The organism is Octadecabacter dasysiphoniae (assembly GCF_021532615.1).
In the GTDB taxonomy this organism is placed as follows: Bacteria; Pseudomonadota; Alphaproteobacteria; order Rhodobacterales; family Rhodobacteraceae; genus Octadecabacter; species Octadecabacter dasysiphoniae.
On the sequence record NZ_JAKGAQ010000006.1, the window covers coordinates 17,540 to 42,447 of the forward strand.

General features: G+C 53.2%; 27 protein-coding genes, 1 tRNA gene and 1 pseudogene. 14 read left to right on the top strand and 15 right to left on the bottom strand.

The genetic code is table 11. The annotated features are described in order from the left end of the window. Positions 1–174 precede the first annotated feature (174 nt). Positions 175–432 carry a helix-turn-helix domain-containing protein gene (locus L0664_RS18690; RefSeq protein WP_418888042.1) on the bottom strand — a complete coding sequence of 86 codons (258 nt, stop codon included), beginning with the start codon at positions 430–432 and terminating at the stop codon, positions 175–177. A gap of 105 nt (positions 433–537) precedes the next feature. On the opposite strand from L0664_RS18690, the gene L0664_RS17655 reads away from it, so the two are divergent. The 3 genes from L0664_RS17655 to L0664_RS17665 all read left to right on the top strand — a co-directional run bounded on the left by L0664_RS17655 (position 538) and on the right by L0664_RS17665 (position 3,047). Further along, complete coding sequence (locus tag L0664_RS17655; protein ID WP_235227226.1) at positions 538–1,131, top strand: hypothetical protein; 594 nt, start codon at positions 538–540, stop codon at positions 1,129–1,131. 167 nt (positions 1,132–1,298) lie between these two features. Continuing rightward, on the top strand, positions 1,299–1,676 hold the full coding sequence (locus tag L0664_RS17660) for a hypothetical protein (RefSeq protein WP_235227227.1): 378 nt from the start codon (positions 1,299–1,301) through the stop codon (positions 1,674–1,676). Between the two features lie 426 nt (positions 1,677–2,102). Next, entirely contained in the window at positions 2,103–3,047 is a 945-nt protein-coding gene (locus L0664_RS17665; protein ID WP_235227228.1) for a toll/interleukin-1 receptor domain-containing protein, read from the top strand. 26 nt (positions 3,048–3,073) lie between these two features. On the opposite strand, the gene L0664_RS17670 is transcribed toward L0664_RS17665, so the two are convergent. The 10 genes from L0664_RS17670 to L0664_RS17715 all read right to left on the bottom strand — a co-directional run bounded on the left by L0664_RS17670 (position 3,074) and on the right by L0664_RS17715 (position 12,445). Beyond that, positions 3,074–3,646 (bottom strand): hypothetical protein, encoded by a 573-nt coding sequence (locus tag L0664_RS17670; protein ID WP_235227229.1) that lies wholly within the window; start codon positions 3,644–3,646, stop codon positions 3,074–3,076. 97 nt (positions 3,647–3,743) lie between these two features. After that, positions 3,744–4,232 carry a TIR domain-containing protein gene (locus L0664_RS17675; protein ID WP_235227230.1) on the bottom strand — a complete coding sequence of 163 codons (489 nt, stop codon included), beginning with the start codon at positions 4,230–4,232 and terminating at the stop codon, positions 3,744–3,746. A gap of 42 nt (positions 4,233–4,274) precedes the next feature. Beyond that, on the bottom strand, positions 4,275–5,477 hold the full coding sequence (locus L0664_RS17680) for a TIR domain-containing protein (protein WP_235227231.1): 1,203 nt from the start codon (positions 5,475–5,477) through the stop codon (positions 4,275–4,277). Positions 5,478–5,589: 112 nt separating this feature from the next. Further along, on the bottom strand, positions 5,590–6,465 hold the full coding sequence (locus L0664_RS17685) for a DUF4231 domain-containing protein (protein ID WP_235227232.1): 876 nt from the start codon (positions 6,463–6,465) through the stop codon (positions 5,590–5,592). After that, entirely contained in the window at positions 6,462–6,857 is a 396-nt protein-coding gene (locus L0664_RS17690) for a TIR domain-containing protein (protein ID WP_235227233.1), read from the bottom strand. The genes L0664_RS17685 and L0664_RS17690 overlap by 4 nt, the downstream gene beginning before the upstream one ends. Positions 6,858–7,047: 190 nt before the next feature. Further along, a complete protein-coding gene (locus tag L0664_RS17695; RefSeq protein WP_235227234.1) occupies positions 7,048–8,289 on the bottom strand; it encodes a TRAFs-binding domain-containing protein in 1,242 nt (413 codons plus the stop codon). 459 nt (positions 8,290–8,748) lie between these two features. Further along, positions 8,749–8,825 (bottom strand) — tRNA-Arg (locus L0664_RS17700). A gap of 46 nt (positions 8,826–8,871) precedes the next feature. After that, positions 8,872–10,272 (bottom strand): sensor histidine kinase, encoded by a 1,401-nt coding sequence (locus tag L0664_RS17705; RefSeq protein ID WP_235227235.1) that lies wholly within the window; start codon positions 10,270–10,272, stop codon positions 8,872–8,874. Positions 10,273–10,297: 25 nt separating this feature from the next. After that, positions 10,298–11,716 carry a dihydrolipoyl dehydrogenase family protein gene (locus L0664_RS17710; protein ID WP_235227236.1) on the bottom strand — a complete coding sequence of 473 codons (1,419 nt, stop codon included), beginning with the start codon at positions 11,714–11,716 and terminating at the stop codon, positions 10,298–10,300. A gap of 3 nt (positions 11,717–11,719) precedes the next feature. Continuing rightward, positions 11,720–12,445 carry a TVP38/TMEM64 family protein gene (locus L0664_RS17715; RefSeq protein WP_235227295.1) on the bottom strand — a complete coding sequence of 242 codons (726 nt, stop codon included), beginning with the start codon at positions 12,443–12,445 and terminating at the stop codon, positions 11,720–11,722. 303 nt (positions 12,446–12,748) lie between these two features. On the opposite strand from L0664_RS17715, the gene rpmH reads away from it, so the two are divergent. The 3 genes from rpmH to yidD are packed head-to-tail and all read left to right on the top strand — an operon-like array spanning position 12,749 to position 13,508. Continuing rightward, entirely contained in the window at positions 12,749–12,883 is a 135-nt protein-coding gene (rpmH, locus tag L0664_RS17720; protein WP_235227237.1) for a 50S ribosomal protein L34, read from the top strand. 17 nt (positions 12,884–12,900) lie between these two features. After that, entirely contained in the window at positions 12,901–13,290 is a 390-nt protein-coding gene (gene rnpA, locus L0664_RS17725; protein WP_235227238.1) for a ribonuclease P protein component, read from the top strand. Further along, complete coding sequence (gene yidD / locus L0664_RS17730) at positions 13,287–13,508, top strand: membrane protein insertion efficiency factor YidD (RefSeq protein ID WP_235227239.1); 222 nt, start codon at positions 13,287–13,289, stop codon at positions 13,506–13,508. The genes rnpA and yidD overlap by 4 nt, the downstream gene beginning before the upstream one ends. On the opposite strand, the gene L0664_RS17735 is transcribed toward yidD, so the two are convergent. Both L0664_RS17735 and L0664_RS17740 read right to left on the bottom strand, forming a co-directional pair. Then, positions 13,505–14,380, bottom strand: coding sequence for an alpha/beta hydrolase (locus tag L0664_RS17735; RefSeq protein ID WP_235227240.1), 876 nt, complete (start codon positions 14,378–14,380; stop codon positions 13,505–13,507). The two genes, yidD and L0664_RS17735, sit on opposite strands and share 4 nt — an antisense overlap. 115 nt (positions 14,381–14,495) lie before the next feature. Then, entirely contained in the window at positions 14,496–15,044 is a 549-nt protein-coding gene (locus tag L0664_RS17740; protein ID WP_235227241.1) for a DUF3833 family protein, read from the bottom strand. A gap of 95 nt (positions 15,045–15,139) precedes the next feature. Here L0664_RS17740 and ttcA point away from each other — a divergent pair, with 95 nt between their 5' ends. From ttcA to L0664_RS17780, 8 genes are all read left to right on the top strand, one after another. Then, positions 15,140–16,009 carry a tRNA 2-thiocytidine(32) synthetase TtcA gene (gene ttcA, locus L0664_RS17745; protein WP_235227242.1) on the top strand — a complete coding sequence of 290 codons (870 nt, stop codon included), beginning with the start codon at positions 15,140–15,142 and terminating at the stop codon, positions 16,007–16,009. A gap of 75 nt (positions 16,010–16,084) precedes the next feature. Continuing rightward, positions 16,085–17,587, top strand: a complete 1,503-nt coding sequence (locus L0664_RS17750; RefSeq protein WP_235227243.1) for a putative bifunctional diguanylate cyclase/phosphodiesterase — start codon at positions 16,085–16,087, stop codon at positions 17,585–17,587. Between the two features lie 111 nt (positions 17,588–17,698). Further along, the gene (yidC, locus tag L0664_RS17755; protein ID WP_235227244.1) at positions 17,699–19,480 is read left to right on the top strand and encodes a membrane protein insertase YidC; all 1,782 of its coding nucleotides are present in this window, start codon (positions 17,699–17,701) and stop codon (positions 19,478–19,480) included. Beyond that, on the top strand, positions 19,480–20,223 hold the full coding sequence (locus L0664_RS17760) for an MOSC domain-containing protein (RefSeq protein WP_235227245.1): 744 nt from the start codon (positions 19,480–19,482) through the stop codon (positions 20,221–20,223). The genes yidC and L0664_RS17760 overlap by 1 nt, the downstream gene beginning before the upstream one ends. Beyond that, positions 20,224–20,874 carry a ribosome biogenesis GTP-binding protein YihA/YsxC gene (gene yihA / locus L0664_RS17765; RefSeq protein ID WP_235227246.1) on the top strand — a complete coding sequence of 217 codons (651 nt, stop codon included), beginning with the start codon at positions 20,224–20,226 and terminating at the stop codon, positions 20,872–20,874. It begins immediately after the preceding gene. Positions 20,875–20,901: 27 nt separating this feature from the next. Next, entirely contained in the window at positions 20,902–21,768 is an 867-nt protein-coding gene (gene argB / locus L0664_RS17770; RefSeq protein ID WP_235227247.1) for an acetylglutamate kinase, read from the top strand. After that, the gene (locus tag L0664_RS17775) at positions 21,765–22,379 is read left to right on the top strand and encodes a ferredoxin (protein WP_235227248.1); all 615 of its coding nucleotides are present in this window, start codon (positions 21,765–21,767) and stop codon (positions 22,377–22,379) included. The genes argB and L0664_RS17775 overlap by 4 nt, the downstream gene beginning before the upstream one ends. Beyond that, positions 22,376–22,876 carry a SixA phosphatase family protein gene (locus tag L0664_RS17780; protein ID WP_235227249.1) on the top strand — a complete coding sequence of 167 codons (501 nt, stop codon included), beginning with the start codon at positions 22,376–22,378 and terminating at the stop codon, positions 22,874–22,876. The genes L0664_RS17775 and L0664_RS17780 overlap by 4 nt, the downstream gene beginning before the upstream one ends. Here L0664_RS17780 and L0664_RS17785 read toward each other — a convergent pair. Then, positions 22,873–23,664 (bottom strand): amino acid ABC transporter ATP-binding protein, encoded by a 792-nt coding sequence (locus L0664_RS17785; protein WP_272492453.1) that lies wholly within the window; start codon positions 23,662–23,664, stop codon positions 22,873–22,875. The genes L0664_RS17780 and L0664_RS17785 overlap by 4 nt on opposite strands. Before the next feature lie 11 nt (positions 23,665–23,675). Beyond that, positions 23,676–24,317, bottom strand: a pseudogene (locus tag L0664_RS17790) (amino acid ABC transporter permease); the annotation flags it as partial. Between the last annotated feature and the right edge of the window lie 591 nt (positions 24,318–24,908).

A 24,908-nucleotide genomic window follows, 5' to 3' on the forward strand; every position in this document is an offset into this window, starting at 1 on the left:
ATTGAATTAGGCAAAGCGCCATTGATTTCGTGGCCGGTTCAGGCACGAAACAGTTGACTTTGCCGATGTGTCGGGGGAAGAAGGTGGTGTCAGATCGATATCGACACTTAGTTTACAGGCCTCGATGAGTTCCAGCTCTCGGGGCCTTACTTCTTCATACTGATCTCATTTAAATCATGCCGTTACTCCTTTTGCCCGATAGCGCTTGGGCCAAAGCTCCTGTGGGCTTTTGCCCAACTCAGATGCGATGGCCTCTTGAATGCGATGCGACCTGCCGTGTCCCATCGAAACGACAGACACTGTGCTCTGCGCGAGACCAAGTGAACGGCTCACCTTGGCGAGCGAACTTCCCGCCAACCGCAACTCAAACTTGATTCTCTCATGTTTACGAAGATCGGTTGCTGTTGGCTGATGCATAAGTTTCGCTCTCATTGTCGCTAGATTTACTTTTATTGGCACGAGATCGCGAGGGAGTCAATTTTTCCATGTAATTTCATATGCTTACATAAAGAATACAGTTATGGGGCATGTTATAAGATGTTCGGAAATACGCTTGCACGCAGAGCATTTTTTGGCGCAATTTGGGGGAAATGGAGGAGAGTGGCCTTGAGACTGAGCACTTGCAAATTCAAAGGTCAGCGCTTCATAGGCATCCTTGATGACCAAAATCACTTGCACTTTCACTCATTTGAAGACGTCCGGAAATCATACAAATTGTGCACTGATCACCTGTCTTTAGCCCAAATCCATGGCGTAACGCCCCGTCTCGTCAGGAAGATTATGGAATTAGCGGGGATCGATTACCTGAGAGCTCTATTTGTCCGGTATGAGCAGGGCGAACAAATATCTGACATTGCCAGAAGCATCCGAATGCATCCTTCCAACCTTTCAAAACAACTCAGAGAAGCTGGTTACAAAATCTGCCGTGGAAAACGCAGGCCTACACTTACACAGATTCAGATCTCTAAAGCTGTGCTTGAACGAAAAACCATCAACGCGGTCGCTCGCAAACTGCAAGTTCATTGGGAGACAGCGAAAAAGGCACTGGTGGAAAATGGGTTTTTAATGAAACCGGACGCAGAGCAAGGGGCACCATACTCGATTACCGCTTCACCCTTTGACACTTCATAAAGGTGATTTTGGCCTATTCCTGCCCTTGGCAGATCTGAGGTCAGCGCCATCCCCGTTCTTATTGCGCCAGAATTTGGCGGCGCTGAGCCCAACGTAACTAATGCTGACTTGAATACTATAGAAGGTTAGCCTACGTCTGCTGCCGGTATGTTGCTTTGGAGCTAGTGATGCTGAAATCTTCGGAAGACGCTTTCAACTTGCTCGAACGATTAGGTGCATCACCACGATTGATAAAACACCTCGAATTGGTTGGGGAGGTCGGCGGTGAAGTCATTTCAAAGCTTGATGACCTTGGGGTTCATTACGATAAAACCTTCATCCAAATCGGCATTGCGGTACATGATGCGGGTAAAATCGTTCATCCCAACGAGCTTGAAAAAGGTGGTAACCTGCATGAAGCAGCAGGCGAAAAGTTACTTCTCGAACAGGGAGTTGACGCCAAAATTGCTCGGTGCTGTCGCAGCCACGCACAATACGCCAGCATGAGTGTTTCGTTCGAAGAACTTGTAATCGCGCTTGCTGATACATTGTGGAAAGGTTCATGAGAAGCCAACCTGGAGCTACAAGTTATTGATGGCGTCGCAGCCGGGCTGCAAGCTGATCGATGGGAATTGTTTGAAACCCTCGATAGCTTGTTCGAAGAAATCGCCGCTGATGGAGATGAACGGCTAGCTCGAAGCATTTGAATTACAGTAGGCTAGGTGCAGAAAACTGATGCGGCCCGGCTTTCAAAAGCAGACATCAACGCAGATACGTAGCATTTTGATACGCGCGATGTCTGCAGAAAGGACAAGGCCAGTCTGCACCACAAGTACGCCATGTTCCGTTTGACGCACCCTCCAAAAAACTGTCGTTTTCGCCATGATGACCAGCCCCTAAACTCCGCGACAAAAGGGTAGAACCCTTAATTGGATGTAAGCCTATGAAAAATCGGATAAAGAGCACTCAAAATAATCTAGTTTGGAATTGATATGCCCTCAGTTTTCTTTTCTTACAGCCATGCAGACGAGGCGCTACGCGACCAGCTTGAAAAGCAACTGGCTATCTTGAAACGCCAAGGTTTGATCGAGACGTGGCACGACCGGCGCATTGATCCGGGCCAAGAGTTTGGCGGTGAGATAAACATTCACGTTGAGAACGATGACATCATACTTCTTTTGATCAGTTCTGATTTTCTTGCATCGGAGTATTGCTATGAAAAGGAAATGTTGCGAGCGGTTGAGAGACATGACCGGAAGGAAGCAATCGTTATTCCAGTTATCTTGCGTGATTGCCTTTGGCACAACACTCCGTTTGGCAAGATTCTCGGAGTTCCAACCGACGGAAAACCAGTCACGCAGTGGCCTGATAGAGATCAAGCGTTTCGAGAGGTTGCCCAAGCTGTTCAGAAGGCTGCAAAGCGACTTGGTGGTTCAGCGCAATCTCAGACCTTACCTGAAGCCACCCATCCGGTTTCACCTATGATGGCCGAACCCCGAGTTAGATCAAGCAATCTGAGAGTGTCCAAATCGTTCACAGACCGTGATCGTGACGCCTTTCTGCATGAGGCGTTCGACTACATGGCCAAGTATTTTGAGAATTCTTTGACCGAACTTGCATCTCGTAATCCAGGGATTGAAGGAACATTTCGGCGCATTGATGCCAACAGGTTCACGGCAGTATGCTATCGCGGCGGCAAAAAAGTCAGTGCGTGCACCGTTTTTATGGGGTCAGAGCATTTCGGTGGAATTGCATTCTCAGGAAGCGAGAACGCTGCCACCAACGGCTACAACGAGCAGCTTACGGTAGAATCTGATGATCAGGCCCTGTTTATGAAAAGTCTTGGGATGGGTTTTGGGCGCCAAAAGGGCGCTAAGCTCACATTTGAGGGTGGAGCTGAACTATACTGGGACATGCTGATCGAACAACTCCAGTAGCGTTGCGACTTTTGGTAATGTTTCAATCAAGGCTGCGAAACCTGCTTAGTGGGATGGTGGCGGAAGATCACGGGAGCGAGGCCAGTCTCGGGATCATTCTCATTGAGGACAATTTTCCAGGATCTAAATATTGCTTTGATGGGTGACCTGTCAGGTTTGGTACCTGTCAGCGGACAGTTGATCTTATTCTTCATAGGCCCATGAAACCGAAATGCGCATAAGCCATAGGCACCGTTCCACATGACAATGTCGCCAATTTCAGGTGAGGCATAGCCTCCCATTTGGATATCTTCAGTGGGGTCGAGTACCAGTTTCCAGTCTTGGCCATACGAGAGGCAGAGGTCAGGTCTGTGCTCCACATAGTGAATACTGAATAGATCATCGCCTTGGCCATGCAGTGTAGCGAAGCCAAGGTCTTCATCGAGTTTGACAACAAGCATGGCGAGTTCAGCGCCTCTGCCAAAGTTGCAAAGACCGATTTCTCCCACTTCAAAGTCGGCCATGGGTTTGAGAGTTGTTGAAAAGAGAACTTCCATAAGATCACCAAAATTGCCTGCATGTTTTTGTAAAATTCCGTATCCTGATACGAGGCTGATCATACCGGAATACGTTGCGTACCAAATACCTCTGGGAGCCCAAGACCTAGAATGCTCGGCCCTTGGCCGACATTGACCAAGCTCCAATGGCCCTGCGATTTCAGTCGAATTGTGGATAATATCTCCATCCACCATTGATTTCAGCAGTGCTCAATTTTCTAAAGCCACCGGGCCAATTGGCCATCGCGAACTTAAGCGCCTCAAGTGTGTATGGAATATGTACGACGCATCCCTTGTCCCGAATGATTGCTGGGCACCTTGCGTCATCCTGCCCATTTTTCTTGCTTAGGTTCGCAGCAATTATCGGCAGCCCCAACTCTAATGCTAACTCCAATTCCCATCGGACAAATTTGTACAAGTTCTTAGTTTTATCGCCGACAAGCACTACAACGGCTGTAGACTGTATCATCCTCTCTCGGAGCTTGGACTTAACATACTCCTCATTCTGGGCGCGGCCCGTCATCGTGTCTAAATCATGAGCGTTCTGGTATTTAAAGTCGATGTTCCGATTTGCTGTCCAGCCGTTCATGTAGCGATAAGCCCAACCGTCATTATCGCCGTCAAATACTGTGTACGCTGCTCCGGGCATTTTGATCTCCTTCAGTCTATTCGCCTAACCCACCAAAGGGGATTAAGTCATGATTTCGTTCCAATCGACCTCGAAACCAGCCTCTTTGAGCTCTTTGCCTAGAGCCGGTTGCCAAGCCCCGGCCCCATCAAGCTGAATATACACCACCCCACCAAAATCAGATGGAACCTCCACATCGCCTTGCTTGAAAACGGCCACACGTGAACGGCCAAGCTTTCCGACGAAGTAGCCTAGCTCCAGTATCACATTTTGGCGCGCGCGAGGCTGCGTGTCGCCGTCCAGTGGGCCGCCCATATCATCAGGTGTCAGTAAAACCACGGCAAACCCAACATCGCTATTGGCTTCAATCTTTTCGATCACGGTACGATTTCCGCTTGCTTGTTCGTGCAAAATGATCGGTTCGAAATCGAGGCGCGATAGAAATCTCGCCATTTTCTCTTTGGCGGCTTCACTATGGCCGTGAACAATAAATACTTTGCGTGCCGTCGATGCTCTTCGTTCGGGGATGGTGGTTAACTCAACTACGCCAGTCTTTTGTTTTACGTGGTCGATGAAGTCGCGACCAAATGGTACGAATATCTGCGCCACCATCCCTTGAAGTTCCGGTGTAATCTTTCGACCGCCGCTGTTATAAAACGTATGAGCGAAGTTCATTGCTCGATCAGGCTTGTCCGCAAACCAATGCGCTAGAGCAATTGTCATGCCCAGCTCTTCGCGTGGGTCAACTGGCCAGTCTAGTTCCGCACTACCAACCATACCACCTTGTGTTGCCTCTCCAGCGGCCAGCCATGCGTCCAAGTCGACCAGCCCAACGAGCTCGTCCGACAATTCAGTGACTTCATCGGATTTGAGCAGACTGGAAAGCTTCTTAATATGGCGATCGAATGTGTTCATATCTGCCCATTTCAGGTCATCAATCGTATTTTCGATCTTTCGAAAAATTGTACCGTCCATCTGCTCATTTTCCTCGCGTCTGTCTGCGGCCATTGTCCGTGCCTTCGCAGCACGCTGTTCAATCTGTTCTCTCAACGTGCCCTTAACGCTATTAGTCAGCTCGTTTACCATTGGGTTGCGCGAATAGGCCGCCACACTTGCATCTACCGCGCCTTCCACCTTTGTAATGGCAGCTTGAATGCTCCCAGGTTGGTTAGGATCGAATTCAACAGTCGTTAGCGTGCCGTCGAGGCGTGCAAGGGCCTTTTGAGCCTGATCAAGTTCCTTAAGGAGTTTGTCCAACCCTTGCATTCCAATCTCCTGCACCCAACCAATGGGCTTATTTGTTTTGCTTGATCAGAAAGTCGCTGCTCTCGCCGTTCTATTTCTTTCAGTGGAAATCCAAGACTTGTCAGTAAAGAACCTAGGTTGCATCTCGTCTAGCGACCCATTGCGTATGTTCTCTCGAAAACGCTAGTTCCGCTTCATTGATGAAGTCAGACAGTCCCTCCTCGGTCTTAACCGACTCCGAGTTGCCCCGAATAATTCCAATCTCATGGGCGGTGAGGTTGTAGCTCGCCATCAACTCGCCGTGCCGCTTCATTTGCAACCAACCGAGGGCTGAGGTCACAATGACAATCAGAGGGTCGAATGCGAGCGTTGCCCAAGGCAGACCTAGCTGGTCTGCGTTCAGTGCAATCGCTGCAATGATATACAGGACGATGGTGGCCGCGACCCAAAAAGTAAGAGCGCTCTTATTTGTTTTCGACTTCTTAGAATACCACGTCCGCTGATTATCAATCCTGTTTTTGACGTAGTAATCCATCCGCTGATCGAGTGACAACTCCCTGATCTCCACCATAGAGTCTGTAACCTGCTCCGTGACCGACGTTTCAAGGTTCGCTGCAATGTGTCTATTAGCTTGCAGGATGTCCCTTAAGAGATTTCTGAAATTCGCCTTCGGAATCTCAATGCTGCTCGTATCCTCAAACGGATGCGCACGCATTGAAAACCGCCACGCCGATGTCTTGACCGACTCAGCAAGCGCGCGGCAGCGGTACCAGTCTTGATCCAGCCGCTTGAATATTTTGAAGATAAAAAGACCCGCCAGCATGACCAGCAGCAACGTAATTACGAGTGGGTTGATCCCCGACATCCCACGCGTAGCGCTTGCTACGCTGACGCAGAACAGCAGGAAGTATTCCAGCCGGATCGTTCGTAGGAAGCGGCTCTGCGCTTTGATCGAACCGTTGTTTGCGCTGTCGTAGAGCGCCGAATATTCAAGATCGGGCGCGGTCATGTAATCTGCCTTATGCCTGTAACGATGGAGTTCGAGTTCCAGTTCACGACCAATTCGGATGCCTGAGCAACAGCGACCGGCATGACCTGCGCTCCGCGCGGGCGCACACCAAGCACCGGTTTGTTGATGCTGTTTGCGAAGTCCATCTCGAACCTGATCCAGTCGCTGTGGTTGGCCCACATCCCGCCGATGATGATCACGCAGTTGACCGGACGAATTTGACCGCGCAGTTCTTCTTCCATCTTGTACCGCGCCATAGGCCCAAAAGCCTTTGTTTCTGGTACGGAGTAATTGGTAAAGTTGAAATACGAGCGATTGTTAAGCAGGTTCACCATCGCATTGTAGCGTTCGCTGTATGACCATGAATGGCTGATAAAGAGCCGAGTCGACATTTAGTACCTTTCACGTGTGGGGATCCCAACTTGTTGTTAGCACAAGGCGAACTAAAGGGGAACATACTTAAGAATCTGTAGTTGTTTATCGTTGTTGATTGAGCAGCTCATTGCACTGGTCACTGGTCACTGGCTGTGGCTCCGGGCGTAACTTATGAAAGTCACACTCGTCCTTAGAGCAGGCGTGTTTCTATCCTTCAGGTTTGTGTACTTTCAATACTTTGTCTTTCTCAGTTTGATAGGTTTCTTGCTGCCAATCAGCTGGTTTCTGTTCCAAGAACAACGTTTCAAATTTCTGGGCGTCCAAGTTCTGCCCCATAGCAAATAAGCAGTTTGCGAGAGTGGCATACACCCAGACCTGATCCGAGCGTTCTGCAAACTCTGCACTGTCCGCTACTGACAACAGTTCTTCGACGATAGTCGTTCGTATCTTCTTAGCGGTCATGCGATCGTACAGAGCTTCGTTTTCGTCTTCTTGTAACCCTGCCCGAACCTCGATGCAGGTGGCCGCATTTTCCCCGTTATAATAGTCGCCTCTGAGTTCGAAACCCTTTTCATAGTACTGTATTGCTTGGTCCAGCGTCGCTGGATCATTGTTGTGACTCCACAGCCTCTTATAGATTGCCCCACTCAGGCCAAGGGTTTCTGGATCATTAGACTTTTCCGGTTCCAACGGCTCCAAGATCATTTGCGCGCGCATCAAGGCCAACGGTTCTGAAGGCTGCTTAGATTTGTAGGTGTGCAAAGCGGTTTGTTGTCGGAGATATGGGTTCTGAGGTCGCATCCCGAGCAGCGCCTTGAACTTCTTTGCTGCCGTCAAGTGGTCCGACGCATCCGCAGCCTCTTCAGCCTTCGTCAGAAGAGTCGAAAACTTCTCTTGAGCTTCTTCGGCGTCGACCAAAACCTTTTCAAACTCTTCATCTGTGAAAGTCGGTTGGCGTAAGAATGGGATGTACGTGTAGACCGGACTATCCGGACGCGGGTTCTCAGAAATATCGCCAATTAGGGCTCCAAGATCGGCCTGAGCTCTCTTGGCTTCACGGCTACCTATATCTTCGCCAAGGTGCTCATACATAAATGTGGCTGTGTGATCTAAGTCGAAGTGCAGTTTCCCTTGTTTCTCCTTCATCACAATGGTTGAGAATGGGCGCAATGCGTGTCGAACGCCAAGTTCGTAAACTGCATTCACATTTCCAGTTGAAATGTCTGCGACCACTAAGTCTGCTCGCAGAAGCATCTCGTACATTCGAACATCTATCACACCAGAGTGTAAAATCTCATTGGCCCTGATGCATCGATAACCGCTTGCCTCAACCGCAGGCTGAATTATTGCCTCGTAAGTCGCATCCAGATCAAGAAGACGGCCAGACTCATAGTCGGTCTTTTTTCCAAACCCCATCACTACAAAGCAAATCTTCTGGGCGTCGCTCATAACAAAAACACCTATTATTTGATTGAGTTTATCGTAAGGGTTGAGTAGTTGCCAAAGCAATCGATATGTCGGGTTCGACCGCTTCATTCGAAGGTCTGCTTTGGTGATCAGAGGAAGCCCCTGCTGCTTTGCAGCGCATTCACACTTCCCGCCCTCTGTATAAAAGAACTAGGGGACGTCGTCCCCACGCGCCTGCAACACAATTAGACCTGGCCGTGTCCTCGGCTGCGCCTGTGGGCCGCACCAATCCAGTCGAATTGTATTGCACTTGCTACCCCCAACCCTCGCCGGGAGCAGGTTTTAGAGGCAGGCGCGCTGAAGCGCTTTGCTCAAAACCAGTTTTGAAAGGGACACAATGACGCAAAACATCTCAACCCATCAAAGGCAAATCTATGTGTCGAAAAAGGAAAGAGTCTGTCGCAAAAGGCAGAACTATGTGTCGTCTCACAGCAGGTTTTGTGGCGGACCGAGGAGGATTCGAACCCCCGACCCCCTGATTCGTAGTCAGGTACTCTATCCAGCTGAGCTATCGGTCCACTGCGGGCGATGTAGCTGCACCGCTACGCCATTGCAAGGGGCAAACTACGCGTCTGCCTCGGAAAGTGTCAGGTCGGATTTTGGAAGGCTGATGACGAAGCGCGTCCCGGTCTCATCTGTGCGCTCCAGATCAAGGCGTCCCCCGTGACCACGGACCAGTTCGGCCGCAATCGCAAGGCCAAGACCGGACCCGCCACGTGTGGTTCCCCCCTGAAACGCCTCAAACAAATGCTCTCGGGCTTTGGCGGGCAAGCCCGGACCAGTATCTGTCAGAGCGATCGTCCATTGGCTGTCGTCTTCGGATGCAGCTATCGTTATTTCACCCGATCTACCTGTCGCGACAATGGCTTGGCGGGCGTTGCGTACAAGATTGCCGATCACACGGTAAAGCTGCTCACCATCCGCGCGCACCGAAAGCCCGGGGGGGATATCTTCGACGAAGGACACATCGTATTCCCCAACAGCCAGCCGTTCGCCTGCAACCACGTCGTCGACAATCTCGGCAACTGAAACACGGGTCAAACGCGGCGCAGGTTCATCCACGCGACCAAATGCCAGCGTGCTTTCGCACAGGTTTACGGCGCGGGTGATTGAGTTCACCAGTTTGGGCGCAAGCCGGCGCACGGTCGGATCTTCTGATGATTCAATGCGGTCGGTGAACAACACCGCCGACGTCAAAATATTGCGCAGATCATGACTGATTTTACTAACCGCCCCCCCAAGCTGCGCGAGGCGTTCTTTCTGTTTTAGGGCGCCTGTCAGTTGGGTTTGCAGACTGGCAAGTGCTTCTTCCGCTTCGCGAAGTTCGGTAATACCAGCGGTGGGCATTATGATCCGCCGAGCATCCTCTGGGGCCTTGGCGTAAGCTTGCATGTGATCAACGACACCGCGCATCGGCTTTACGATGAATCGCCGCACCGCCAGAAACAGCATACTGGCCGTGATGATCGAAATCACAGCGGACAAAATCAGAATGCGCAGACCATAATCTATCAACGCCGCACGCAGCGGTGCTGTCGGGAGGGTGATTTCGATCAGCAACCCGCCATCCTGAACCGGATTACCGATCACACGGATCACGCGTTCTTGTGTATCGCCAATGCGCATCAACGCATCCGTTATCAACATCCACGCCGGGGGTTCGCGCATGTCGAACGTCTTGTGAATCGGGGATGGAATCGGGGAGGACAACACCAACTGACGCACTTCGTCGCGGCGCAGAACGACGTTGTAAACGCCCGCGTTCTCCAACAGCTCCGCTTCGAGTTCCGGCATGATCATTTCTTCGGCAAGCAATGTCAGTGACGCAATCTGCGCCCTTTCGAGCCTGTTAAGGAAATAATCTTCGCGATAACGCGCCACGGACGGCACAAAGATCAACAGTTCGGCGATCAACACGAAGATCGTCGTGAGGATCAAGAAGCGCCCTGAGAGGGTATTGAGCATTGTGCCGTCCGTTCTGTTTTACGTCTTATGGCAGCCAGCGTTGAACAAATCCAACAATCGCTTTGACCTTGCTGGACTCAAACAACCTAGGGGTAAAATAGGCACCCGCGGCGCGTTTGTTAATCTCAGATACGGTTGGATAAGGCAGAACAGTTGCAGCGATCTGCGACATTTTCATTTTATTCGCGATGGCCATGGCCCACATGCCGATCAATTCACCTGCCATAGCCCCTGCGATAGACGCGCCAACGGGTTTCCCTTTGACGATCATCACCTTGATTAAACCGGTGGTTTTACCCTCAGCGATTGCCCGATCATTTTCATGATAGGGGAAACGCACAACCTCAAGCTGGCCGCCGAATTTGGCTTGGGCTTGGGCTTCTGTCAGGCCGACTTGCGCCAATTCGGGGTCCGTGTAGGTCGCCCACGGGATGTGGTCTGTGCGCTGTTTGGATGGCAGGCCGAACAGCATGGACCTGATCACAACACCCGCATGATAACCCGCTACGTGGGTGAATTGCAGACCACCTGCGGCATCGCCCACGGCATAAACTTTTTTGTTGGTGACAGACCGCAGGTTGGTGCCGACCTCAACACCGCCACGGCCCCATTTGACGCCTGCAGCATCCAGATCAAGCTTTTCAACGTTCACCTTGCGCCCAACGGCCATCAACAGGTGCGACCCTGTGAAATCGCCTTTTGGCGTATGAACGGTGACTTTGCCGTCTTTGCCTGTAACTTTTTCGGCCTGCGCTTCTTCGATAATTTCAACACCTTCGGCCCGCAGTTTATCAAGGACCACGGCAGCCATTTCCGGGTCGTCTTTGCCCATGGCCTTCGCGCCTTCGATCACAGTGACTTTGGACCCGAGCCGCAAATGCGCCTGTGCCATTTCCATGCCGATAGGTCCGCCGCCGACGACGATCAGATGATCGGGGCGTTCGCGCAAATCAAAGATATTTTCGTTCGTATAGACATCCACATCGTCCAGACCGGGGATCGGCGGTACAAACGGGCCAGACCCCGTGGCAACGATGAAACGGCGGGCCTCAATAATTGTATCGCCTGCCTGCACTTCGGTTTTAGAAATGAACTTGCCAAACTCACGGATCACATTGACGCCAAAACCCTCAAACCGTTCTTGGCTGTCTACAGGTTCAATCGTTTCGATCACTTTGCGCACGTGGTCTTTGGCGGCTGCGTAATCGACCTTGGGTTTCACAGCTGTCACACCAAGGTCACCGGTATTGGCCATCGCATAGGCCTGCTTGCCCGCGGCGATCAGCGCCTTTGACGGTACGCACCCATAGTTTAGGCAGTCACCGCCCATTTTGTGGCCTTCAAGCAGGACCACAGAAGCCCCCATTTGGGATGCACCGGCGGCGATGGACAATCCGCCAGAACCGGCGCCAATGATACAAACGTCTGTTTTAATACGGTTCATGATTTACAGGCCCTTTTTGCCGCGAACGGTCTTGATGATGATAGGAAGAACAGCGAGCACACACAGGCCGATAATCGGGAACAGGATGTGGGGTTCGAAGATGATGCCAAGGTTCGGCGTTTCACCGGCGGCAAACACTTCGCCCAGCCCAGCGCCCACTGATGTATAGACGAGTGATCCGGGGATGATGCCAACAAAGGTCGAAATCACAAAGCGGCGCAACGGAACCTCAAGAAATGCGGGGATCAGATTGGCAAGGAAGAACGGAACAGCTGGCACCAGACGGATCAGGAACAACATGGACCACTGATTTTCATCAATGCCGTCTTTGATCTTTTTGACGATACCGTCGGACCCTTCAAGTTTTGCGCCTAGTTTCTCTCCGAAACCCCAACGGGCGGCCAGAAAGATTGCCGTCGCCCCGATTGTGGCGCCAGTGACGTTGAACAAAAAGCCGGGAAACGTTGAGAACAGGAAGCCGCCTGTTAGCGTCAAGATCAAAGCACCCGGAAGGCTGAACGCCACGGCGACTGTATAAATGGCAATAAACACCAAGACAGTAAGAAGGTAGTTAGCGTCGCGAAATTCAATCAGGCTTTCGCGGTTTTCTGCCAGCGCGTCAAACGTCAGGTAATCACGCAGGAAATACGCGCCCAGCACCGCCACTGTTCCAATCACGATGATAGGCAGGCGTTTTATAATGGCGTTTTGTTCGGGGGTGTCGGTCATATCGGTCACGTCTCTGATCCTTAGGGTGTGTCTTGTTGCACCCTAGATGGACGAGCCGACCCATTCTGGGTAGTGCTGCACCTGTTTCATCACGCCCCATTGATACCAAGGCGCGATTTTACAGGGATTTGTTGCAGATCGCGTGAAGACTGTAACATTTGGCGTTCGGGATTCTGCCATTGTTGCAGAAATTCGCCCTACAGCGCGTTGACACATACCGATCCCCCTCCTATTAGCTGGGCTTCGAGATCAAACAGGGCTCGAATCCTAATCATGGGTTCGCCCACAGACCGGAGAGACGCAATGAAGCGTACATTTCAGCCTTCCAACCGCGTTCGCAAGAACCGCCACGGTTTCCGCGCACGTATGGCCACCAAAGCTGGCCGTAAGATCCTGAACGCACGTCGTGCGAAGGGTCGCTCCGAACTCAGCGCATAAGTGCGTATCGAAGTCTTATGACTTCGGTTGAGGAAAATAACGAAACCGCCACGGGTCAGCCTGCGGCGGTTTTTGCTCGTCTTGTGGTTATGAAAACCCGTGCAGATTTTGTGAACGCGTCAAAGGCGCGATATCAGACCGCACCCAGCCTGACCGTGCAAATGCGCAATCGCGATGACGGCAATGCGATGGTGCGTGTCGGGTTTACCTGTTCCAAGAAGGTCGGCAATGCCGTGGCGCGCAATCGGGCCAAACGCCGCCTGCGCGAAGTGGCGCGGCTGGATCTGCCAAAGCTTGCCAAGCCGGGGCATGATTACGTGCTGATCGGCAAGAAGGACGCAACAGCCAACCGGGACTTCGAAGACATGCGCGTGGATTTCGCAAAAGCGCTGGGAAAACTGGGATGACACCGCTGGCATACATCATATCCCTGCCTTTCCGGTTCTACCGCGTGGCCTTGTCGCCATTGGTCGGGCGCAACTGCCGCTACCACCCCACATGCAGCGCCTACGCCATGGAGGCCTTGCGCAAACACGGGGGCATCAAGGGCACATATCTAACAGTTCGCCGCGTGATCCGATGCAACCCTTGGGGCGGATCGGGCGTCGACAACGTGCCAGACTAGGCCTTGTTGATATTCCAGCCACTAGCGCTGCCGTTGCGTGTTGGCATTGCGCCGGCGTCTTGCCCGCCAAGGGTGATCGCAGCGTCCCGCAACACAATGTCGTCGTGCAAATACCAATTGTGGCTCAGCCTCAATTCCTGATTTGGGTGCTGTTTGTTGAATCGTTCAGCCATGCTGACATCCACAAAACGATCCGGTGCGTTTGCTTTCAGCCCATGGCGCCCACTGCGTTTGCTGCCCCCGTACATGACCTGCCCGCCGACATCGAGGATATCATCATCAGTTGAATGGTAGTGCGTCACACGTTGGCATCGACGATTGATTGATTTTCCGAACCAGTCGTCATCCACCAATGACACTTGGTCCACGTCTGCCGCACCCATGATGATTTGCCCGAAGGGAACTGAATTGCCCAGCCAGCTTTCGGCGTGGCGAATGCCCAAGGTTGTCAAATAGCACCCCATAGAATGGGCCATGATATGCACATTGATCCCCGGCGCATCGAACAGAAACTTAAGGTCCTTGATCAGCGTGTCGTCCATGGCGTTGGCGGTGTCTTTGTCTTTTTTGTACATCCGCTGAAGACCAAACAGGCGGTTGAACAACCCGCGCAACCCGTTTTCAGAACTGGTCGGCCAGTCATAGGAAATAACCGTGCCCTGAAAACCCTGCCCCGTCACCGTTGCCTTGATCTTTTTGGTGGTGGCCAGCGCAATGCTGCGGCTGGTGTTGAACCCGTGCACCCAGATCAAAACATCGCCGGACGTGGATTGCCCCCGGATATCGTCCAGAAACTGGGCCTGTGTTACGGTGTCCGCAACCTGCCCTCCTCTCCAGATAAGATGATTGGGGGCGGGGGATATTGTTCCCACCTGCCACCAGGATGTACGCCTTGAAATAAAATGAACCATCATTGTTCCCCAATATTGGGGAGCCGTAGCACAGTTTCAGGTTTTCTTGCAGTCAGGATAACCCGACGCGCCAATCCTATTGTTTCTCAAACGAGATCACGACCTGACCGATATCGAACCCGAACCGTTTGACATACGCGATATTCAGCAGCCGATCATCAGATTGCAGCCACATCCAATCATCGAACTGGACGCGCAGGGTTTCGGTGGGGCCGTCCGCGCTGGGCACGGGCAGATCAATTTCATAGCGCCAATTAAACCTGTCCCCCTGTTCTTGCCCAAACGCCGTAGCAATGACACCCGGGGCCGTGCCCTCCCAAGTTTGGTTTTCAGTGATCGGGCCAGTTTTGCGCAACGTCCAAATCCTCTGCTCGGTTGATCCGTCTTCATATACGAAATCTTCAACCAAACGCAGACGTTCACCATCCCAAACACCATCAAGCGTCACCACGAATGACCGGCGTACGGTCCCCAGAATGTCTTGAAATTGCCCGTAGGCGATCTGTTCACCTTCGAAATAATGCTCAAGGTCCAGTTGTCTGTCGGACAGGGCCGGATCATTGAACGACGGCTTGCCCGTGCAGGCAGACAAAGCGATTAGGGCGGTGAGTGCTAAATACTTCATGATGCTAAATACTTCATGATATTGATACGCGGAGTGCGTATTTTTGGATGAAACCTGTTCTTGTTTGGCGCCACACTGCGGGATACATCACCGCCATGCTAGATGCCGATGACATTCACCCGCTGTTCTACGGCGCGCCCAAAACCACCGAATTCAAGAAGCTGCGAAAGCGGATCGTGCAAAACGCGCGCGAAGCGATTGAAACATACGGAATGATTGAAACGGGACCTCGCCCGAAATGGTTGGTGTGCCTGTCGGGGGGCAAAGACAGCTACACATTGCTCGCCGTGTTGCACGAATTGCAATGGCGCGGGGTGTTGGACGTTGATCTGTTGGCCTGCAATCTCGACCAGGGCCAGCCGAATTTCCCTGCGACCGTGTTACCTGAATTTCTGGCTAAAATGGGCGTGCCGCACCGAATCGAATATCAGGATACATACTCAATCGTAGTTGATAAAATTCCTGCAGGCCGCACAATGTGCGCATTATGTTCGCGGTTGCGGCGTGGAAATCTTTATAGAATTGCACGCGAAGAAGGCTGTAGCGCCGTCATTCTGGGCCACCATCGCGACGACATCCTTGAGACGTTCATGATGAATATGTTTCATGGTGGGCGACTGGCGGCGATGCCGCCAAAACTGCTCAACGAAGAAGGCGATTTGTTTGTCTATCGCCCGCTTGCCCACGTCACCGAAGCGGATTGTGAAAAATTTTCAACTTCAATGGGTTACCCCATTATTCCTTGTGATCTTTGCGGATCTCAGGACGGGCTGCAACGCCAACAAATCAAGGCGATGTTGGATCAATGGGAAACCAATGCACCGGGGCGGCGCCAAACGATGTTTCGCGCACTCATGAACACCCGCCCGTCCCACCTGCTGGACCCCACCATCTTCGATTTTAGGGGGCTGAACCGTAGCGTTAACGAAGAAGATCCAACGTACGAAAACCGGACGGCGGATTAACCTCGCGATAAGAACGCACCGCTATTGAGTCGCAATCCCCTCTGCATGTTGCTGGGGTTTTGGAGGCGTCCGAATATGCGAAAACTGACGGGTATTCCTGAGCAAACAGCCCATCGCGCACTGGCAATCGTGGGTTTCGCGGCCAGTTGCATTGCCGCGTTTGTCATTTTGGGCACGACCGGGCTGTTCGCGGGTATGATATTTGCACCTTTGCTGTCGGTTTTGGCTCTCAACACCCGCGATGTTCCAGCGGAAGACGTTGAACTGTCCAAGCAGCAAAAACGGCCGTTCATCGTCGGGTGCCTCGCGCGTTTCCTAGGGCATATCGGACACCCCACCGTCGCGATGATCGTTGAAATTGACGATTTTGACCGGCTAGAGGAAGTTTACGGGCGACAAGCCCTCGAAGGCGCGCTCACCTTTGCGCAAGACTCCATTGAAACGCATCTCACGGCGGATGACGTTACGGTTCATTTGGACGGCCCGCGCTTTGTGTCAGCCCTTGCACCGCAGGGCCCACATGATTTGGAAACGATGCTGAACACTTGTACTCGCATCCAACATTCGATGGCAAATGCGCCCCTTGTAACAGAACTGCCTGTTCAACTATCAGCATCCATCGGGTTTGCCGCATCAAACCGAATTGAACGCCCAACCGCAGAGCGGTTGATGGAAGGCGCATTTTCCGCACTCGCAGAAGCACGACGCAAGGCACCTAACGCGGTACGCGGTTTCTCTAAATCAATCTCGATCAAGCGCGCATCTGACATTAAAATCGTAAAAGACGCGGCCCGCGCATTTGAACGTGGTGAAATATTTGCCTATTTCCAGCCACAAGTTCGCATGGGAGACGGGTCCTTGTCTGGCTTTGAAGCGCTGACCAGATGGCACCATCCGGAGCGCGGCATTGTGTCACCGGCAGATTTTCTACCTGCTTTAGAACAAGCCGGCCTGATGCAGCAGCTGGGCGATACAATGATCAAGCAGGCCATTCAGGCACTGACATTCTGGGATAAATCCGGACTAAAAGTGCCTCGTATCGGGGTGAATTTCTCGACGCACGAACTGCGTAATCCACGCCTCGTGGACAGGATTGCGATGCATCTTGATGTCAGCAACATCGCGCCGGAAAGGCTTGTCATCGAGGTCCTCGAAACAGTCATCGCAAGCGAAGGCGACGACGACATCATCGGCAATCTTGCAGCGCTGGCGGACCTTGGTTGCGGTATCGATCTTGACGATTTCGGCACCGGATATGCCTCTATTACCAATATTAAGCGATTTAGCGTCGGTCGTATCAAAATCGACCGCTCCTTTGTGACGGGCATCGACAGCGATCCTGAACAGCAAAATATGGTCACTGCGATCCTAAATATGGCTGACAGGTTAGGTGTAAGAACACTGGCCGAAGGAATCGAAACACGCGGCGAACGCGATGCTCTTCGGCGCTTGGGATGCGAGGACGCTCAGGGCTTTTACTTTGCCCGTCCGATGCCAATTCAGGAAACTGTGGATTGGGCTGCGGCGTACTTTGGAACGGCACAAGAACCCGTACGCCTGACAAAACGCGCAGGTTAAGGCGCGGCAATGCTCACAAAGCCGCCCGAAATAAGGGAAAAGCGCTTGACCTTTGTGCCCCTGACCTGTTGAACCTGCTGGATATTTAATTGGCAGTTTCAGGCGGCTTCAATGGACGACCAGAACAAGAATCTCATCCTCGCAACAGCGCTAAGTTTCCTCGTGATCTTGGTTTGGTTTGTATTGTTCCCCCCACCAGAGGCGGTTGATCCAGCGTTGCCGACAGAGGTGTCGACGACAGAGGGCACAACGCTTGGTGTGGACGCCGAAGTACCCGCGCAAGACGCACCCGCGGCTATCCTGGCACCGCAAACTGCTGCCGAAGCGATTGCGGATTCTCCTCGCGTCTCAATCGACAGCGAAAGTCTAACAGGGTCCATCTCGCTCGTTGGTGGGCGCATCGATGATCTATCCCTAAAAGGTTACCGTGAAACGCTTGAAGGCGACGCCGAACTTGTCCGCCTGCTGTCGCCGATTGGCACCGACCACCCCTACTACGCCTTGCATGGCTGGGTGGCGGCCGTGGGTGCCACTGCGGATCAAGTGCCCGGCGCACAGACAGAATGGGAAATCGAAAACGGTGGTACATTGGCCCCCGGCTCCGATGTTACGTTGGTTTGGGACAATGGCGCCGGTCTGACGTTCCGCAAAACATTTGCCGTCGATGATGATTTCCTTTTCACAGTCACACAATCTGTCGACAACACCACTGGCGCAGAAATTGCGTTGCGCCCCTATGGATTGGTCGCACGACACGGCGAACCGGAGCAGATTGGTTTCTTCATCCAGCACGAAGGCGTGGTGCGCATGTCAGACGGGTCGATGGAAGAAATCGACTACAACGACATGCCTGATCTAACCACGGACGAGGGTCGGATCGAAGTTGATGAAAACGGCTGGATCGGTTTTTCGGATCAATATTGGATGACGGCGCTTATTCCCTCACCGGGGCGCGATTTCCGTTCAACCGCGAAATTCGGCAATGACATCTACCAGATCGAAACTGTTTACCCGATGGTCACGGTGGCTGCAGGGGGCAGTCTTGATGCGTCCACCCAGTTTTTCGCGGGCGCGCAGGAATGGGAAGTGATCCGCGGCTATCAGAACGACCTCGGTATTGACCGTTTCCTCGATAGTATTGACTGGGGTTGGTTCTTTTTCCTCACGAAACCAATTTTTGCCGTGCTTCACTGGCTCAACGGCCTGATCGGAAACATGGGTTGGTCGATTATCGGGCTGACGCTTATCATCAAAGCACTGCTTCTGCCGCTGGCTTATAAATCCTACGTCTCAATGGCGAAGATGCGTGAACTGCAGCCCGAAATGGAAAAGCTGAAAGAAGCAGCGGGCGATGACCGTGAAAAACTTCAGAAAGGGATGATGGCCCTTTATAAGGACAACAAGGTTAATCCTGCGTCCGGCTGCCTGCCGATCCTGATGCAAATTCCGATTTTCTTCTCGCTCTATAAGGTGATTTTCGTCACGATCGAATTGCGCCATGCCCCGTGGGTAGGCTGGATCAATGACCTGAGCGCGCCGGATTCATCTTCACTCTATAACTTGTTTGGCCTGTTCCCTTGGGACGCCCCCAACCCGGATTCGATCCTTGCGCTGATCTTCATTGGCGTCATGCCGATCGTCTTGGGTATCTCAATGTGGTTGCAGCAAAAACTGAATCCGGCCCCCACAGACCCGACGCAGAAAATGATCTTTGCGTGGATGCCTTGGGTCTTCATGTTCATGCTCGGCAGTTTTGCAAGTGGTCTGGTCTTGTACTGGATTGCGAACAACACGATCACGTTCATCCAGCAGTACGCCATCATGCGCAGCCAAGGCTATAAGCCAGATATTTTCGGCAACATTATCGGGCGCAAAAAAGCGGACACAAAGTAATGGGAACGGTCGCTGAACTTTGGCGGCACCCGATCAAAAGCCATGGACGTGAAACGCTCAACGCGGTTCAGTTCACGGCGGGCGATTGTATGCCGTGGGACCGCCATTGGGCTGTAACCCATGACACGACAAAATTTGACGGGACGGGTTGGGCTCATTGCCGCAATTTCATGATTGGTTCGCGGACACCTGCGCTGGCCGGAATTTGGGCGCAATTGGATGAATCCGCAGGGACCATCACGCTGCGCCATCATGACATAGGATCAGTCAGTTTTGATCCAGATGGCGACACATCGGCATTTCTGGACTGGGTCGCGCCGTTGTGCCCCCCCAACCGGGTCGCACCCAAGGCTATCGTCAAGGCTGATGGCCGCGGCATGACAGACAGCCCCTTCGCGTCCATTTCCATCATGAACCGCGCCAGCCACAAAGCGGTTGAGGCCGCAATGGGCCAATCGTTGGAACAGGAACGGTGGCGCGCGAACATTTGGCTGGACGGCATCGATGCTTGGAATGAACTGGACTGGATGGGTAAGACCATTCGCGTGGGCGAGGCTGAATTTGAAATTCGCGAACCCTGCGTGCGTTGCATGCACACCGCTGCGAACCCTGTCACAGGACACCGTGATGCAGACACGCTCGGCACTCTCAAGACCTCATTCGGCCATACAAATTTCGGCGTGTATGCTACCGTTGTAAAATCCGGCCACGTCGCAATCGGCGACCAAGCACAGGTGCTGTAAATGCAACTTCCCTTTCCCCCCGCAGAAGAACCCGATGACGCCACCCGCGAAGCTGGCCGTATTATGTTCGCCGGTGAAACTGATTTCGTCAAAGGCGTGGTCGCAATGGATGGCCTACCAGAAGCCGACCGGCCCGAGGTGTGTTTTGCAGGGCGTTCAAACGTCGGAAAATCCAGCCTGATCAATGCACTGACGGGTCGCAAAGGCCTGGCGCGCGCATCGAACACACCGGGCCGCACACAAGAGATTAACTATTTCACAGTCGGCGAAAGCCACTACCTCGTCGACCTCCCCGGCTATGGCTACGCCAATGCGCCAATCCCCGTGGTCGAAAAATGGCAGCGGCTGTTAAAGAATTACCTGCGGGGTCGCGTGACCCTGCGCCGTGCGTTTGTGTTGGTGGATGCACGCCACGGTGTGAAACCCGTAGACGAAGAAATCATGGCACTGTTGGCAAGCGCTGCAGTGACATTTCAATGCGTGATGACGAAAACCGACAAGCTCAAGAAGGGTGAATTGGACAAAGTCCTGACGCAAGTGCGTGAAAAGCTGCAAAAATTCCCGTCTGCGTATCCCGAACTGATCATCACATCGTCTGAAAAGGGCGACGGAATTGAAACGTTGCGCGCGATAATCGCGGGGATAGACTAAGCGGCGAAAGACGCCTTGAGGCAGCAGATGAGAAAGCAAGACATGAACCGCGATTGGATCGCCACCGCCGCCACTCTCAGTGCGGCCCTGCCCTATTTACAACGCTACAATGACGCCATTGTTGTCATCAAATTGGGTGGCCACGCGATGTCATCTGACGAAGCGATGGACAATTTTGCCCGTGATGTCGTGTTGATGCAACACGTTGGTGTGAACCCCGTGATTGTCCATGGCGGCGGGCCGATGATCAACGAAATGCTGGATAAGCTGGATATCAAATCCGATTTTGTGAACGGCAAACGTGTGACAGATAAAGCCACCGTTGAAGTGGTCGAAATGGTACTGTCGGGCCGCGTGAACAAGTGGATCGTAAATGCGATCAATCGTCAGGGCGGGCGCGCTGTTGGACTGTCCGGTAAGGATGCCAACCTGATGATATGTGATCAGGACGCACCAGAGCTGGGGCTGGTTGGCACCCCCGCCGAAATCGATACGCAAGTTTTAACAACATTATTTGACGCCAACACCATCCCTGTCATCGCCCCCCTTGGTGCGGGCCGGAATGGCGAAACGCTGAACGTGAACGGTGATACTGTAGCGGGGGCCATTGCCGCCGCCCTCACCGCCGATCGCCTGTTGTTGTTAACGGATGTACCGGGCGTGATGGATGAAACCAAAACGGTTCTGACCGACCTAACGACAGCACAGGTCAAAGACCTGACAGCGTCGGGTGTGATCGCGGGGGGGATGATCCCCAAAACGCAGACCTGTCTGGATGCGCTTGCGGGTGGCGTTCGGGCGGCTGTTATTCTTGATGGCCGTGCGCCCAATGCGTGTCTGCTCGAACTGTTCACCGAACACGGGGCAGGTTCGATCATTCGGACAGCGCGTTGAACTATGCCGACATCGTAGATGCCTGTGCAGGCGCGCACCTTGCCGTGCTCGGTGGGTTTCACGAAGACGGGCAAACAACGATATTACTTGGCCCGTTAGAACCCGGGTTCTGGGATCATGTGTCTGACCATCCAGCATTCACGGGCGCAGACCCTCTCGATCAGTGGTCACACGCTGTTATCACCTCGCTTGCAGAGACGTTGGGTGCAGATCCCTTTTTCCCGTTTGGCGGTGCGCCGTTCCACCCCTTCATTTCTTGGGCGTTGAAAAGCGGTGAAACATGGCAAAGCCCTGTTGGTCTGCTGGTCCACAAAGATGCGGGGCTGCTGGTGTCTTATCGCGGCGCGTTGCGGTTTGCGGGCCGTATCGACCTGCCCGAAGCATCGGCTTCGCCGTGTGACACCTGCGCCACCAAACCCTGCCTGACAGCGTGCCCGGTGGATGCAATTGGCGCGGGTGGCTATGATGTGCCCGCCTGCAAGACGCACATTGCAGCGGATGCGATCTGCCGCGCCGGATGCCGAGTGCGGCTGTCCTGCCCTGTCAGCCAATCCTTTGGCCGCGCGCCAGCACAAACAGCGTTTCACATGGAGGCATTTGTCAAAGAATGACCAAACGACTGATCCTGATCCGTCATGCGAAATCCAGCTGGGATGCCCCGTTTGATGACCACGCCCGCACGCTGAACGACAAAGGCCGCACAGGCGCGACGGCGGTCGGTGACTGGTTGCGCGCCAACACCTACCTGCCCGATGAAATCTACAGCAGTGATGCGGCCCGCACGCGCGAAACGACGGATGTGATTGTCACCGCTCTGGGTACGGCACCCACGATCGTGCTGAAGGCCAACATGTACCATGGCCAACCCGCCGCGCTGATGGGCGTCTTACAACAGGCAAAAGGTGATACCGTGGCACTGGTGGCCCACAATCCTGGCATTGCATTTTTTGCGGAACAGATCGTTGCACAACCGCCGGATCACCGACGCTTTTTCGACTACCCCACCTGCGCCACGCTTGTATGCGACTTTCCCATAAACGACTGGGCCGAAGCAGTTTCCCGCTCCGGCCAAGTTGTAGATTTTGTCGTGCCGAAAGACTTGGCTTAATGGCCGAGGATCTGGCTGAGGAACAGTTGCGTGCGCTCTGATTGTGGGTTGTTGAAGAACTCTTCGGGTTCGTTCTGCTCCACGATCTGGCCCGCATCCATAAAGATCACGCGGTTGGCGACCTGACGCGCAAAACCCATTTCGTGGGTCACACAGATCATCGTCATGCCTTCTTCGGCAAGCTCGATCATTGTGTCCAGAACCTCTTTGATCATCTCAGGGTCGAGAGCAGATGTCGGTTCATCAAACAACATGATGCGCGGCTTCATGCACAATGAACGGGCAATCGCCACACGCTGCTGCTGGCCACCGGACAACTGGCCGGGGTATTTGTCAGCCTGTTCGGGGATCTTCACCTTTTCAAGGTAATGCATCGCCGTTTCTTCGGCTTCTTTCTTGGGCGTTTTGCGCACCCAGATCGGAGCCAGCGTCAGGTTCTCAAGGATTGTCAGGTGCGGGAACAGGTTGAAGTGCTGAAAACACATCCCCACCTCTGAGCGGATCTTGTCGATGTTCTTGAGGTCCGATGAAAGCTCTGTGCCGTCCACCATGATCGTGCCGGCCTGATGTTCTTCCAGACGGTTGATGCAGCGGATCAACGTGGATTTACCGGAACCGGACGGCCCGCACACAACGATGCGTTCGCCGCGGTTCACGGTCAGGTTGATGTCGCGCAGAACGTGGAACGTGCCGTACCACTTGTTCATATCGGTGATCTGGATGGCGACCTCATCAGAGACCTTCATCGCGTCGCGGTTAATTTCGCGGTCTATTGCTGTGTCAGACATTGATGGTCTCCTTAACGGTGCTCACGTTGAAGCTTTTTCTCGAGGTGTAGGGAATAGCGGCCCATGCTGAAGCAGAAGATGAAGAACAGCAGGCCGATGAAGACGAAGAGCTCCCAGTAGACGCCGTTCCAGTCCGTGTCAGCACGGATGGCGTTTGAAAGCCCGACAGGGTCAAGCAGGCCGATGAACAACACCAGCGTGGTGTCTTTGAACAGGCCGATGAACGAGTTGACGATACCCGGGATGGAAATTTTCATCGCTTGGGGCAGGATGATCAACTGCATAGACTGCCAGTAGCCAAGGCCAAGACTGTCCGCACCTTCATACTGACCTGTTGGCAGCGCGGCGAGGCCGCCACGGATCACTTCGGCGATGTAGGCGCTTGAGAACAGCGTCACCATGATGATCACGCGCAGCATAAGGTCAAAGTTCGACCCCGGAGGCAGGAAGTAGTTCAGCAACAAGGACGCTGTGAACAGCCACACGATCAGTGGCACGCCACGGATTACTTCGATGAAGACCACGCAGACCTTGTTGAGGAAGAACAGATGCGATTGGCGACCAAGTGCCAGCAAAATACCCAGCGGCAAGGACAACACGATGCCCGCGATGCCGATGATCAGCGCCAACAGGAAGCCACCGATTTGACGGCTGTCGATGGGTGTCAGGCCAACACGGCCCAATTCGCCATAGGTTTCACGAACAGAGGCTTGTGTGCTGAGCTCAATGTTGCGCGCGCCAAGGTATGTCGACAACGCGGCGCGATCTTCTGCGCTTGCGTCCTCTGGCAGCTGATTAACTGCAATCATGTTGCGGTAATCGCTTGGAACCAACGCCAACGCGCCAGCCGTTTCATCGCGCAAGATCGGCAAGGCCGCTTCACGGTCATTCAACGACTGAAGCACTGCGAGAAACCCACGCGTGTCCGATTCTTCGGACGAAACCCTGAACGTGGCCTGTGCAATGGTTGTCGCCTCATCGCGCAACGACGCAAGGTCCGCCATCTGATCAAGGAACTGTGCTTGCGGTTCCACCAGATCATCGGCGTTCGTGGCAATGATCTTGTCCATGATCGTATCGAGTGACGCGATGTTGGTCGAAAGCGCCGCCATGACGGTTTCAGTGTCCGCGCGCAGGCTGGCCAAATCCCCTTGGGATTCATTCAGCGTCACAGCGCCCGCACGGTCGATCAGGTCATTCAACGGATTGCTAAGCGCCGCCTTGTCGACCATCGCATCGAAATC